The 13,031-nt window shown below is 70.5% G+C and carries 11 protein-coding genes; 3 read left to right on the top strand and 8 right to left on the bottom strand.

What is annotated here, in order from left to right; translation table 11 throughout:
- Positions 1-82 precede the first annotated feature (82 nt).
- Both BKA18_RS27245 and BKA18_RS27240 read left to right on the top strand, forming a co-directional pair.
- A complete protein-coding gene (locus tag BKA18_RS27245; protein ID WP_006602613.1) occupies positions 83-751 on the top strand; it encodes a potassium channel family protein in 669 nt (222 codons plus the stop codon).
- Positions 748-1,419: a potassium channel family protein gene (locus BKA18_RS27240; protein ID WP_006602614.1), complete on the top strand. Its 672-nt coding sequence runs from the start codon at positions 748-750 to the stop codon at positions 1,417-1,419. Before BKA18_RS27245 ends, BKA18_RS27240 begins: the two co-directional genes overlap by 4 nt.
- 81 nt (positions 1,420-1,500) lie before the next feature.
- On the opposite strand, the gene BKA18_RS27235 is transcribed toward BKA18_RS27240, so the two are convergent.
- From BKA18_RS27235 to BKA18_RS27220, 4 genes are all read right to left on the bottom strand, one after another.
- Positions 1,501-2,388, bottom strand: coding sequence for a DUF3159 domain-containing protein (locus BKA18_RS27235; RefSeq protein ID WP_429638686.1), 888 nt, complete (start codon positions 2,386-2,388; stop codon positions 1,501-1,503).
- Positions 2,389-2,391: 3 nt separating this feature from the next.
- The gene (locus BKA18_RS27230) at positions 2,392-2,790 is read right to left on the bottom strand and encodes an OB-fold nucleic acid binding domain-containing protein (protein ID WP_006602616.1); all 399 of its coding nucleotides are present in this window, start codon (positions 2,788-2,790) and stop codon (positions 2,392-2,394) included.
- A gap of 109 nt (positions 2,791-2,899) precedes the next feature.
- On the bottom strand, positions 2,900-3,583 hold the full coding sequence (locus tag BKA18_RS27225) for a response regulator (protein ID WP_366046882.1): 684 nt from the start codon (positions 3,581-3,583) through the stop codon (positions 2,900-2,902).
- Positions 3,584-3,662: 79 nt separating this feature from the next.
- Positions 3,663-6,215: a DUF4118 domain-containing protein gene (locus tag BKA18_RS27220; protein ID WP_366046881.1), complete on the bottom strand. Its 2,553-nt coding sequence runs from the start codon at positions 6,213-6,215 to the stop codon at positions 3,663-3,665.
- Positions 6,216-6,497: 282 nt separating this feature from the next.
- On the opposite strand from BKA18_RS27220, the gene BKA18_RS27215 reads away from it, so the two are divergent.
- On the top strand, positions 6,498-7,070 hold the full coding sequence (locus BKA18_RS27215) for a GNAT family N-acetyltransferase (protein ID WP_429638684.1): 573 nt from the start codon (positions 6,498-6,500) through the stop codon (positions 7,068-7,070).
- Positions 7,071-7,288: 218 nt separating this feature from the next.
- Here the strand turns inward: BKA18_RS27215 and BKA18_RS27210 are convergent, their stop codons facing one another.
- From BKA18_RS27210 to kdpA, 4 genes are all read right to left on the bottom strand, one after another.
- A complete protein-coding gene (locus BKA18_RS27210; protein WP_006602620.1) occupies positions 7,289-7,993 on the bottom strand; it encodes an ABC transporter ATP-binding protein in 705 nt (234 codons plus the stop codon).
- Between the two features lie 535 nt (positions 7,994-8,528).
- A complete protein-coding gene (kdpC, locus tag BKA18_RS27205; protein WP_366046879.1) occupies positions 8,529-9,209 on the bottom strand; it encodes a potassium-transporting ATPase subunit KdpC in 681 nt (226 codons plus the stop codon).
- The gene (kdpB, locus tag BKA18_RS27200; protein ID WP_366046878.1) at positions 9,206-11,305 is read right to left on the bottom strand and encodes a potassium-transporting ATPase subunit KdpB; all 2,100 of its coding nucleotides are present in this window, start codon (positions 11,303-11,305) and stop codon (positions 9,206-9,208) included. The genes kdpC and kdpB overlap by 4 nt, the downstream gene beginning before the upstream one ends.
- 32 nt (positions 11,306-11,337) lie before the next feature.
- Entirely contained in the window at positions 11,338-13,014 is a 1,677-nt protein-coding gene (gene kdpA / locus BKA18_RS27195; protein ID WP_366046924.1) for a potassium-transporting ATPase subunit KdpA, read from the bottom strand.
- Positions 13,015-13,031 lie beyond the last annotated feature (17 nt).

Genomic DNA, 13,031 nt, shown 5'->3' with positions numbered 1-13,031 from the left:
GTCGCCGGTACTGGGAGAAGAAAGTAGTGAGCAGGGTGTTTGTGCAGGTCATCGCGCTAGTACAGGGCACGGGGTAATCAGCATGCACATCGTCATCATGGGGTGCGGGCGCGTGGGCTCCGCGCTGGCACAGACCCTGGAGAGCCAGGGGCACACCATCGCGGTGGTCGACCAGGACCCGACCGCGTTCCGTCGCCTGGGCTCGTCCTTCGGCGGCCGCCGGGTGACCGGCGTCGGCTTCGACCAGGACACCCTGCGCGAGGCCGGTATCGAGGAGGCGGGCGCCTTCGCGGCCGTCTCCAGCGGTGACAACTCCAACATCATCGCCGCCCGGGTGGCCCGCGAGATGTTCGGCGTCGAGAACGTCGCGGCCCGTATCTACGACCCGCGCCGCGCCGAGGTCTACCAGCGCCTGGGCATCCCCACCGTCGCCACCGTCCGCTGGACGGCCGACCAGATGCTGCGCCGGCTGCTGCCGTCGGGGGCCGAGCCGCTGTGGCGCGACCCGAGCGGCGGCGTCCAGCTCGCCGAGGTGCACACCGACCCCTCCTGGGTCGGGCACAAGATCAGCACGCTGCAGGAGGAGACCGGCGTCCGCGTCGCCTTCCTCACCCGGCTGGGCGAGGCGATGCTGCCGACCTCGCAGACGGTGCTGCAGGAAGGCGACCTGGTGCACGTGATGATGCGCACCGACGAGGTCGAGAAGGTCGAAGCGGCATTCGCCACGGGTCCTGAGGGGGCGCAGTCATGAGGGTCGCGATTGCGGGCGCGGGCGCGGTGGGCCGTTCCATCGCCGGCGAACTCCTCGAAAACGGGCACGAGATCCTGCTCATCGACAAGGCGCCGACCGCCATCTCGGTCGAGCGGGTGCCGCTGGCCGAGTGGCTGCTGGCCGACGCCTGCGAGATCACCTCGCTCGACGAGGCGGCGCTGCAGCGCTGCAACGTCGTCATCGCGGCGACCGGCGACGACAAGGTCAACCTCGTCGTCTCGCTGCTCGCCAAGACCGAGTACGGCGTGCCGCGGGTGGTCGCACGGGTCAACAACCCCAAGAACGAGTGGCTGTTCAACGAGTCCTGGGGCGTCGATGTCGCGGTCTCCACACCGCGTCTGATGTCGGCCCTGGTCGAGGAGGCCGTCAGCGTCGGCGACCTGGTGCGGCTGCTGCGCTTCAGCCACGGCGACGCCAACCTCGTCGAGCTGACGCTGCCGCCGGAGGCCGCACTGGCCGGCACCCGGGTCGGCGATGTGGAGTGGCCCGAGGACACCTCCCTGGTCACGATCATCCGCGGCACGCGGGTGCTCACGCCCAACAAGGAGGACGCGCTGGAAGCCGGTGACGAGCTGCTGTTCGTCGCGGCCCAGTCGCGTGAGGAGCAGCTGGAGGACCTGCTGTCGGTGCGGCACGAGGAGGCATAGCTCCGGCCGCCTTGAGGCCGGTAAGCCGCCGGGGCCCGGGAACCGTACGGTTCCCGGGCCCCGGCGTTCGTCTGCGGTGCGTCAGCGGCGGTGGCGGCCCCCGCCGGGCGGGCGGTCGGCCGGCGGCTCGGCCGTGATCTCCTGCACGAGGTCCCTGCCGAGGTCGTCGGCGACCGCGTCCAGCGTCTCGCGCTCGGTGCGGCGCCGCTCCTCGGCCTCCTCCTCGGCCTTCTCCTTCGCCTCCATCTCGGCGAAGACGTCGATCGGCGGCGGCGCCTTCGCCAGGAAGATCCAGGTGAGATAGACCGCGAGCAGGAAGGGCGGGATCTTCAGCGCGATCAGTATCCAGCCGAGCTGGGTGGTGTCGGCCCACCAGTACAGCGGGAAGAGGATCGCGCACTTGGCGAGCAGGATCAGCCCCCAGGCCCAGCTGGCCTTGGCGTACGCCGTCTTGCGGCCGGGGTTGCGGGTGCGCCAGGAGAGGTTCTCCTTGAACACCGGGCCCAGCATCAGCCCGATCAGTGGGACGCCCGCGAGCGTGGTGACGAGGTAGGCGACGGCCAGCCCGAGGGTGTACAGCATGCCCGGCAGGTAGAAGTCCTTGGCGTTGCCGGTCATCATCGCGAAGACCACGCCGAAGGCCACCCCGAAGACGCCGCTGAAGGCGTGCTTGACGGTGTCCTTGCGGACCAGGCGCACCGCCGCCAGCACCAGCGAGACGGCCAGCGCGGCGATCGCCGAGACGTGCAGGTCCTTGTTGATCGTGAAGATCGTGACGAACAGCAGGCCGGGGACCACGGTCTCCACCATGCCGCGCACGCCGCCGAACGCCTCGAACAGCGCGGCCTCGGTCACCTGCCTGCCGTCAGGGGCACCCTCGGCGCCCTGGCCGGGCGCGGTGGACGAGGGGCCTGCGGAGGCATCGGGGTGGGCATGCGCGTCAGTGGTCGGTCGGTCGTAAGACGTCACCGGCTACTCCTGTCCGAGCGGTCGGAGTTCGTACTTCGGATTGAAGAGCACCCGGCGTCCGTGGCTCAGCGAGACCCGGCCCGAGGCGATGAGCTTCCGGCCCGGCTCGATCCCGACGATGGAGCGGCGTCCCAGCCACACCACGTCGAGCGCCGCGGAGCCGTCGAACAGCTCCGCCTCGAGCGCGGGCACTCCGGCGCGCGGCCGCAGCGTGACATGCCGCAGGGTGCCGGTGACCTTCACTATCTGGCGGTCGTCGCAGTCGCAGATACGGGTGCACCCCGCGTTCTGCGCATCCTGTTGCAGCTCGGCGGACTGCAGCTCCTCCTCGGAGGAGGACAGCCGGTCGAGCAGCCGGCGGAAACGACCGGCCGGTTTCTCGGATCGGGTCCCAGCACTCATGAACCCCAGCGTACCGGTGGCCGCGTCCGGGGATCACGGCCCGCACACGGACTTCGTACCCGGCTCACAAACCCGCGCCCGGCCGCCGTGGACAGGGCGCCGCGGGGCACTACTGCTCGAAGCGGTACCCCATGCCCGGCTCGGTGATGAAGTGCTTCGGGTGCGAGGGGTCGCCCTCCAGCTTGCGGCGGAGCTGGGCCATGTACACCCGCAGATAGTTGGTCTCGGTGCCGTACGAGGGGCCCCAGACCTCCTGGAGCAGCTGCTTCTGGCTGACCAGCCGGCCCGCGTTGCGGACCAGGACCTCCAGCAGATGCCACTCGGTGGGGGTCAGCCGGATGTCCCGGCCGCCGCGGTTGACCTTCTTCGCGGCGAGGTCGACGGTGAACCCCTCGGTCTCGACGATCACCTCGTCGTCGGCGGGCCCGGTCGGCTCGGCCCGGCGCACCGCCGCCCGCAGCCGGGCCAGCAGCTCGTCCATGCCGAACGGCTTGGTGACGTAGTCGTCCGCGCCGGCGTCCAGCGCCTCCACCTTCTCGTCGGAGGTCTGCCGCGCGGAGAGCACCAGGATCGGCACCCGCGTCCAGCCCCGGAGCCCCTTGATCACCTCGACGCCGTCCATATCGGGCAGGCCGAGGTCGAGGACGATGACATCGGGGTGGCGGGCGGCCGCGAGTTTGAGCGCGGTGGCCCCGTCCGGGGCGGCGTCGACCTCGTACTTGCGCGCCTTCAGGTTGATCACGAGGGCGCGGACGATCTGCGGCTCGTCATCGACCACAAGCACCCGGTTCACTGGCGTTCTCCTCGCGGTGTCGTCGCCCGGCGGGCCGGACCCGCGGGGCGAGTGGTGGGGGTGGTCCGTACGGCCCGGCTCATGTGGTGGCCCGGGCCGGGAGGTCGGGGCGAGCGGGTGGCCCGCCGGGGGCGGCCCGGAGGGTGAGCACCATGGTCATCCCGCCACCGGGGGTGTCCTCGGCGGCGAGCGTGCCGCCCATCGCCTCGGCGAAGCCGCGCGCCACGGCCAGCCCCAGGCCCACACCGGCGCCGCGCGGAGCGTCGCCATAGCGCTGGAACGGCTCGAAGATCCGGTCCTTGGCGCTGTCCGGCACCCCCGGACCGCGGTCGGCGATCCGCAGCTCCACCCGGTCGCCGAGGGCGCTGGCCGACACCAGCACCGGCGTCCCGTCCGGGCTGTATTTCACGGCGTTCTCGACGAGGTTGGCGACCGAGCGCTCCAGCAGCCCCGGGTCGACGGCGACGATCGGTAGCTCCTCGGGGATGTCGAGGGTGACACTGCCCTCCGGCACCCCGCCCAGCGCCATCGGCACCACCTCGTCGAGGTCGAGGTCGCGGATCAGCGGGGTGACGGTGCCGGTCTGCAGCCGCGACATGTCCAGGAGATTGCCGACGAGATGGTCCAGCCGGTCGGCGCCCGCCTCGATGCCGGCCAGCAGCTCCGCCTCGTCCTCCTGGGACCAGGCGACGTCATCGGAGCGCAAGGAGGTGACGGAGGCCTTGATGCTCGCCAGAGGGGTGCGCAGATCGTGGCTGACCGCGGCCAGCAGCGCCGTCCTGATGCGGTTGCCCTCGGCCAGCTCCCGGGCCCGCTCCGCCTCGCCCACCAGCCGCTGCCGGTCCAGTACGACCGCGGCCTGGGCAGCGAACGCGGCCAGCACCCGGCGGTCCTCCGCCGGCAGCACCCGGCCGGTGAGCGCCAGCGCCATGTGGTCCCCTACCGGCATGTCGACATCGGCGTCCTCGGGGCGCAGCAGCGGCTTGCCGTGGTCGGCGCCGGCCCGGCCCGCGCAGGTCCACGGCTCGACGTCGCCGGCCCGCTCCAGCAGGGCCACCGTCTCCATGCCGAAGGTCTCCCGCACCCGCTCCAGCAGCGCGTCCAGCGTCGTCTCACCGCGCAGCACGCTGCCCGCCAGGAAGGACAGGATCTCCGACTCGGCGCGCAGCCTGGCGGCCTGGTGGGTGCGCCGGGCGGCGAGATCCACCACGGAGGCGACCGACACCGCGACGGCGAAGAAGATCACGATCGCGACGATGTTCTTCGGGTCGCTGACCGTGAGGGTGTGGGTCGGCGGCGTGAAGTAGAAGTTCAGCAGCAGCGAACCGACCGCGGCCGACGCCAGCGCCGGCAGCTGCCCGCCGAGCAGCGCGGCAACGACGGTCAGGAAGAGGAACAGCAGTACGTCGTTGGCCAGGCCGGGACCGTTCGCGAGGCCGGTCAGCAGCAGCGAGAGCAGAGCGGGGCCGACGACACCGACGACCCAGCCGGCGATGATCCGGGCCCGCCCCAGCCGCGCCCCGCGCGGCACCGGCAGCCCACGGCCCCTGGCGACCTCCTCGTGGGTGACGATGTGCACATCGAGATCGGGCCCGGATTCCCGGGCGACGGTCGCGCCCACGCCGGGCCCGAAGATGTACTGCCAGGCTTTGCGGCGACTGGAGCCCAGCACGATCTGCGTGGCGTTGACCCCCCGGGCGAACTCCAGCAGGGCACTGGGGATGTCCTCACCGATGACGTGGTGGAACGTTCCTCCCAGGTCCTCCACCAGCGTGCGCTGGACGGCGAGTTCCTTGGGTGAGGCGGAGGTCAGGCCGTCGCTGCGGGCGATGTAGACGGCCAGCACCTCGCTGCCCGACCCCTTGGCCGCCATCCGGGCCGCGCGGCGGATCAGCGTCCGCCCCTCCGGCCCGCCGGTGAGTCCGACGACGATGCGCTCCCGCGCCTGCCAGGTGGAACGGATCGAATGTTCCGCGCGGTACTCCTGCAAATACTCGTCCACCCGGTCGGCGACCCACAGCAGCGCCAGCTCGCGCAGCGCCGTGAGGTTGCCGGGCCGGAAGTAGTTGGACAGGGCGGCGTCCACCTTGTCGGACTGGTAGATGTTGCCGTGCGCCATCCGCCGGCGGATCGCCTGAGGCGACATGTCGACCAGTTCGATCTGGTCGGCCCGGCGGACGATCTCGTCCGGTACGGTCTCGCGCTGCCGCACACCCGTTATGGACTCGACGACGTCCCCGAGCGACTCCAGATGCTGGATGTTCACCGTCGAGATCACATCGATCCCGGCTTCCAGCAGTTCCTCGATGTCCTGCCACCGCTTGGTGTTGCGCGACCCGGGGACGTTGGTGTGCGCCAGCTCGTCGACCAGCGCCACGGCCGGCCGACGCTCCCGCACCGCGTCCACGTCCATTTCGGTGAAAACCGCGCCGCGGTGGGCCAGCTCCCGGCGCCGGATCTGCTCCAGCCCGTGGAGCATGACCTCCGTACGGGGCCTGCCGTGGGTCTCGACGAACGCCACGACGAGGTCCGTGCCCCGCTCCACGCGCCGGTGCGCCTCGGACAGCATCGCGTACGTCTTGCCGACGCCCGGTGCCGCGCCGAGGTATATCCGTAGCTTGCCGCGTGCCATGGCCCCATTGTCTTACGTGAAGGCCGCCCCCACCGGGCTGAGCCTGCTGCGACCCTACCTACCTGACAAGGGGGCAAAAGGGACATCGGGCGACTTCGCGGCCGGTCTTGACGCGACTCTGATACGGGGGGTGGGTGGCTCTGTCGGCGGGCCGGGGGCGGAGGGAAGCCGTAGGAAGGGGAGGGCGGGCGAACCGGACGGGCGGACGGGGGTGGGCCGGCGACGCAGAGGAGGAGCCACGGCCGGGAAAAGCCATCGCCCGGCAACCGGACGACTGCGACGATGACCGGCATGACCGAGGCATATCTGACGACGCCCCGCATGCCCGACGTACGGATCGCCCACACCGCCGAGCTGGACGCCGCCACCCTCAAGGCGGTCCGCGCCCTCCTCTACGACGTCTTCGATGACATGACCGCGGAGGACTGGGAGCACGCTCTCGGCGGTCTGCACGCCCTGGTCCACGAGGGCGGCGAAGTGATCGGGCACGCCTCCGTGGTCCAGCGACGACTGCTGCACGGCGGCCGGGCGCTGCGCTGCGGATATGTGGAGGGCGTCGGCGTCCGTGCGGACCGGCGCGGCCGCGGTCATGGCGCGGCCATGATGGACACCCTGGAGCGGGTGGTGCGCAGCGGCTACGACCTCGGTGCGCTCGGCGCCTCCGACGAGGCCGCGTCCTTCTATGCGGCGCGCGGCTGGCAGCTGTGGCGCGGCCACTCCTGGGCGTTGACTCCGTACGGCATCCGGCGCACCGCCGACGAGGACGGCTGTATCTACGTCCTCCCGACCCCGGCCGCAACGCTCGACCTCGACACCGACCTCACCTGCGACTGGCGCGACGGGGACGTCTGGTAGAGCGCGCCGCACGGGGCAAGGGGCGGGGCGGATGCGGCCGCCGCCGGGTGGGGGGCGAGGCCGCTCGCACGGCATCCGCTCCGGCCGCGGGGGCCGCGGTGCGGGGCCGATCTGGCCGCGGTGCGGGGCCGCGTCGTGAGGAGTGCCGTCCTGCTGCTGTCCGCAAGGGGGGCCTCCCCCTCCCCACCCCTCCTCCACCCCCTCCCGGTCCCGGCCCCCTACCTCTCCCCCTCCTCCGTGATCAACCCGTCGCTCAGTTGCAGGACGCGGTCGGCGAGGCCGAGGAGGTTGGGGTCGTGGGTGGCGACCAGGGCCGTGACACCCTCGCTGCGGACCACGGCGCGCAGCAGCTCCATCACCTCCATGCCGGTCTCGGCGTCCAGTTGGCCCGTGGGCTCGTCGGCGATGAGCAGCGCGGGACGGTTGGCGAGCGCGCGGGCTATCGCCACGCGCTGCTGCTGGCCGCCGGAGAGCTCGCCGGGACGCTGCGCGGCATGGCCCGCCAGGCCCACCAGGGACAGCAGAAGAGCGACGCGCTCCTCCCGTTCGCGTGGTGCGACCTTGCGCAACCGCAGCGGCACCCCGACGTTCTCTGCGGCGCTCAGGATCGGTATCAGCCCGAAGGACTGGAAGACGAAGCCGATACGGTCGCGGCGCATCTCCAGCAGGCCGCGCTCACCGAGGCCGTCGAGCGGCGTGCCGTCGACGACGATCCGCCCGGAGTCCGGGGTGTCCAGGCCTCCGATGAGGTTGAGAAGTGTCGTCTTGCCGGATCCGGAACGGCCTCGCAGGGCAACCAGTTCACCCCGCGGTACGCGGCAGGACACCCCGCGCAGGGCGTGTACGGCGCCGGCGTCGCTCCCGTAACTTCGGTGCAGGTCCTCGACGACGACCATCGCCCGCGACCTCTCCGCGACGGCCATCGCCTGCCGGCTCTCCCCGGCCCCGGTTGTATTTCCCCCGCCGTTCATGATCCGCTCCCCCCACTTCTCAGCTCCTCCCCGGATCCCCCGTCACCGGGCCCCGCGGCGCCGGATCCGGGTCGCCGGATCCCTGGTCGCCTGCCGGTTTCGTCAGTATGCGTACGGCACAGCACGGCGAGCAACGCCTGTGGATAACTCGCGGATCGACTCGGAAATCCGCCGCAAACAGCCTCCCGCCGCACAGCCACGCCGGCTGGGCGACGCCCGTGAAGGCAGGGGACCGGAAAGCCGCGCCATCACGCACCAAGCCACGAGAGCCGCATGCCGGTGCATCACGCGCCGGCAACGAAGCACCGCGTGCCGCTACATCAAGCGCCCCGCCACGAAAGCTGCATGACGACGCATCAACCGCCATGATCCGGCAAACAGTTCGGCGCCCGGAGGAGAAAGGCCCACACACGCGTAAAAGGCGTCCCCGGAGAAGCACTTCTCCGGGAACGCCTCCCTACACAGCCTCAGCGACCGTGGCCCCTCTTCAGGGCTTGCCCCCACCCCCCTGCACCAGATCCCTCAGGGCAACGTTCAACTCCAGTACATTCACCCGCGGTTCCCCCATGAAGCCCAGCGCGCGCCCGTCCGTGTGGCTCTTGACCAGCCGACGCACCACGTCCGCGGGAAGCCGGTTCTCCTTCGCAACGCGGTCGGCCTGCAGCTCGGCGTACGCCGGGGAGATGTCCGGGTCGAGGCCGGAGCCGGACGAGGTGACGGCGTCCGCCGGGACCTTCGACTGAGGCACCCCGTACGTCTCGGAGACCCACTGCTTGCGCTCCTTCACCGCTTTGACGAGGCCGGTGTTGGACGCACCGAGGTTGGACGCTCCGGAGACCTGAAGGTCGTACTGGGCGTTGACGCCGTTGGTCCGGTTGCTGCCCAACCCGGCGGAGGGACGCGGCTGGAAGAACTTCAGGTCCGGGACGGGGTTGCCCTCCTTGTCCTTGCCCTTGTCGTAGCGCTGGCCGAGCAGCGCCGAGCCGACGACCTTGCCGTGGGAGCTCACCTCGGAGCCGTTGGCCCGGCCGGGGAACGCCGCCTGTGCCACGCCGGTGACCACCAGCGGATAGATGACCCCGCAGACCACCGTCAGTACGAGCAGGGCGCGCAGGCCCGCCCCCATCAAGCGGGCGGTGTTGCGTACGGAGTTGTTCACGGCGGTCACCCGATTCCGGGGATGAGGGAGATGAGCAGATCGATGAGCTTGATGCCGATGAACGGGGCGATCAGACCGCCGAGTCCATAGACGGCGAGGTTGCGCCGCAGCATCCGGTCGGCGCTGACCGGCCGGTATTGCACGCCCTTGAGGGCGAGCGGTACCAGGGCGACGATGACCAGCGCATTGAAGATGATCGCCGAGAGAATCGCGGAGTTGGGGCTGGACAGCCGCATGACGTTGAGGGTGTCCAGGCCCGGGTAGGCCACCGCGAACATCGCCGGGATGATCGCGAAGTACTTCGCGACGTCGTTGGCGATCGAGAAGGTCGTCAGCGCACCCCGCGTGATCAGCAGTTGCTTGCCGATCTCCACGATCTCGATGAGCTTGGTCGGGTTGGAGTCCAGGTCCACCATGTTCCCGGCTTCCTTGGCGGCCGAGGTACCGGTGTTCATGGCCACGCCGACGTCCGCCTGGGCGAGGGCCGGGGCGTCGTTGGTGCCGTCGCCGGTCATGGCGACCAGCTTGCCGCCGGCCTGCTCGCGCTTGATGAGCGCCATCTTGTCCTCGGGGGTGGCTTCCGCGAGGAAGTCGTCCACGCCCGCCTCGTCGGCGATGGCCTTGGCCGTCAGCGGGTTGTCACCCGTGATCATGACGGTCTTGATGCCCATCTTCCGTAGTTCGACGAAGCGTTCGCGCATGCCCTCCTTGACGACGTCCTTGAGGTGGATGACTCCCAGGACGCGGGGGCCCTTGTCGTCCTCGACGGCCACCAGCAGCGGCGTGCCGCCGGCCTCCGAGATGGCGTTGCTGAGCGTGTCGGCGTCCTGCGCCACCTCGCCGCCGCGCTCCTGGACCCAGGCGATGACCGAACCGGACGCGCCCTTGCGGACCTTGCGCCCGTCGACCTCCACACCCGACATCCGGGTCTGGGCGGTGAACGGGGTCCACTCGGCGCCCGTCAACTCACCCTGGTGGCGCTCGCGCAGACCGTACTTCTCCTTGGCGAGGATGACGATGGAGCGGCCCTCGGGGGTCTCGTCGGCCAGTGACGACAGCTGTGCGGCGTCGGCGATCTCGGCTTCGGTGGTGCCGTGTACCGGCACGAACTCGGCGGCCTGACGGTTGCCAAGGGTGATGGTGCCGGTCTTGTCGAGCAGCAATGTCGATACATCGCCTGCGGCTTCGACGGCGCGGCCGGACATGGCCAGGACGTTGCGCTGCACGAGCCGGTCCATGCCGGCGATGCCGATGGCCGAGAGCAGTGCGCCGATCGTCGTCGGGATCAGGCAGACCAGCAGGGCGAGCAGCACGATCATGGGCTGTTCGGCGCCCGCGTAGATCGCGAACGGCTGGAGCGTGACGACCGCCAGCAGGAAGATGATGGTGAGCGACGCGAGCAGGATGTTGAGCGCGATCTCGTTGGGGGTCTTCTGCCGTGCGGCGCCCTCGACGAGGTTGATCATCCGGTCGATGAAGGTCTCACCGGGCTTCGTCGTGATCTTGATGACGATGCGGTCGGAGAGCACCTTCGTCCCGCCGGTGACGGCCGAGCGGTCGCCGCCGGATTCGCGGATGACCGGAGCCGATTCACCGGTGATCGCGGACTCGTCGACGGAGGCCACGCCGTCCACGACATCGCCGTCCCCGGGGATGATGTCGCCGGCCTCACAGACCACCAGGTCGCCGATGCGCAGCTCCGTACCGGGGACCTGCTCCTCCGTTGCGCCGTCGAGCCGGCGCGCCACGGTGTCGGTCTTGGCCTTGCGCAGGGTGTCGGCCTGCGCCTTGCCCCGTCCCTCGGCGACCGCCTCGGCGAGGTTGGCGAAGAGCACGGTCAGCCACAGCCAGACGGCGATCGCCCAGCCGAACCAGTCCGTCGGGGAGGTGCAGGCGAAGACCGTGGTCAGCACGGAGCCGACCTCGACCACGAACATCACAGGGGACTTGATCATCACCCGCGGGTCGAGCTTGCGTATCGCGTCCGGCAGGGACGTGAGCAGCTGCTGGGGATCGAAGAGACCGCCGCCCACACGGCCGTCGCCGGGCTGGTGCCCGCTGGGGACGTCCTGGTGCGGAGCGCGGGTCGGAGTGGCGGTGGACATGGAGCCGGGCTCCTCCGGTTTGACGGGGACGGTCATGACAGCCCCTCCGCCAGCGGCCCGAGGGCCAGTGCCGGGAAGTAGGTCAGACCGGTGATGATCAGGATCGTGCCGACGAGCAGCCCGGCGAAGAGCGGCTTTTCGGTACGCAGGGTGCCCGCGGTCTGCGGGACCGGCTGCTGCTCTGCGAGCGAGCCGGCCAGGGCGAGCACGAACACCATCGGCAGGAAGCGGCCGAGCAGCATCGCCAGACCGATCGTGGTGTTGTACCAGGGGGTGTTGGCGTTCAGTCCGGCGAACGCGGAGCCGTTGTTGTTGGCGCCGGAGGTGTAGGCGTAGAGGACTTCGGAGAAGCCGTGCGAACCGGCTCCCAGCGCCTTGGTGTTGAGCATCGAGCCCAGGGCGTCGGGCAGCACCATCGAAGCGGCGGCGAAGCCGAGCACCAGGGTCGGCGTGATGAGGAGGTAGCAGGCGGCGAGCTTGATCTCGCGGGTGCCGATCTTCTTGCCGAGGTATTCGGGGGTCCGGCCCACCATGAGTCCGGCGATGAACACCGCGATGATCGCCATCACGAGCATGCCGTAGAGCCCGGAGCCCACGCCGCCGGGGGCGAGCTCGCCCAGCATCATGCCGAGCAGCTGGATGCCGCCGCCGAAGGCGGTGAACGAGGAGTGGAAGGCGTCCACCGCGCCGGTGGAGGTCAGGGTGGTGGCCACCGAGAAGATCGAGGAGGCGCCGACGCCGAAGCGGGTCTCCTTGCCTTCCATGGCGGCGCCCGCGGCCTGCAGGGCCGAGCCGCCGTGGGCGAACTCGGTCCACATCATCAGCGCCGTGAAGCCGAGCCAGATGACGCCCATCGTGGCCAGGATGGCGTACCCCTGCTTCACGTTCCCGACGAGCTTGCCGAAGGTGCGGGTCAGCGCGAACGGGATGACGAGGATCAGGAAGATCTCGAAGAGGTTGGTGAAGGCGCTGGGGTTCTCGAAGGGGTGGGCGGAGTTGGCGTTGAAGTAGCCGCCCCCGTTGGTGCCCAGTTCCTTGATGACCTCCTGGGAGGCGACCGCGCCGCCGTTGGTCTGCTGGGCGCCGCCCATGAACTGGCCGACCTCGTGGATGCCGGAGAAGTTCTGGACGGCTCCGCAGGCGACCAGGACGAGCGCGCCGAGGACCGCGATCGGGACGAGCACCCGTATGGTGCCGCGGACCAGGTCGGCCCAGAAGTTGCCGAGGTCGCCGGTGCGGGACCGGGCGAACCCGCGGACCAGCGCGACGGCGACGGCCATGCCGGTGGCGGCGGACACGAAGTTCTGCACCGCGAGGCCGGCGGTCTGCACGACGTGGCCCATGGCCTGCTCGCCGCTGTAGGACTGCCAGTTGGTGTTCGTGACGAAGGACGCCGCGGTGTTGAACGCCTGGTCCGGGCTGATCGAAGCGAAGCCGAGGGACAGCGGCAGACCGCCCTGGACGCGCTGCAGCAGGTAGAGGAAGAGCACGCCCGCCGCGGAGAAGGCCAGGACCCCGCGCAGATAGGCCGGCCAGCGCATCTCGGCGTCCGCATTGGCGCCGATGCAGCGGTAGACGACCTTCTCGATGCGGAGGTGCTTGGGCGAGGCATAGACGGCGGCCATGTAGTCGCCGAGGGGGCGGTACGCCAGCGCCAGCGCCGCGGTGAGCGCTGTCAGCTGGAGCACGCCGGCGAGAGCGGGGCTCATCTGGCCCGCCGCGGCAG

The organism is Streptomyces auratus (assembly GCF_050433025.1).
In the GTDB taxonomy this organism is placed as follows: Bacteria; Actinomycetota; Actinomycetes; order Streptomycetales; family Streptomycetaceae; genus Streptomyces; species Streptomyces sioyaensis.
This window is presented reverse-complemented; position numbering and strand designations above follow the sequence as displayed.

Excerpts from the sequence above, each read along its gene's own strand:
- BKA18_RS27230 (WP_006602616.1), bottom strand. The coding sequence starts at position 2,790 with ATGAGTGCTGGGACCCGATCCGAGAAACCGGCCGGTCGTTTCCGCCGG.
- BKA18_RS27215 (WP_429638684.1), top strand. The coding sequence starts at position 6,498 with ATGACCGGCATGACCGAGGCATATCTGACGACGCCCCGCATGCCCGAC.
- kdpB (WP_366046878.1), bottom strand. The coding sequence starts at position 11,305 with ATGTCCACCGCCACTCCGACCCGCGCTCCGCACCAGGACGTCCCCAGC.
- BKA18_RS27240 (WP_006602614.1), top strand. The coding sequence starts at position 748 with ATGAGGGTCGCGATTGCGGGCGCGGGCGCGGTGGGCCGTTCCATCGCC.
- BKA18_RS27210 (WP_006602620.1), bottom strand. The coding sequence starts at position 7,993 with ATGGCCGTCGCGGAGAGGTCGCGGGCGATGGTCGTCGTCGAGGACCTG.
- BKA18_RS27220 (WP_366046881.1), bottom strand. The coding sequence starts at position 6,215 with ATGGCACGCGGCAAGCTACGGATATACCTCGGCGCGGCACCGGGCGTC.
- kdpA (WP_366046924.1), bottom strand. The coding sequence starts at position 13,014 with ATGAGCCCCGCTCTCGCCGGCGTGCTCCAGCTGACAGCGCTCACCGCG.
- BKA18_RS27245 (WP_006602613.1), top strand. The coding sequence starts at position 83 with ATGCACATCGTCATCATGGGGTGCGGGCGCGTGGGCTCCGCGCTGGCA.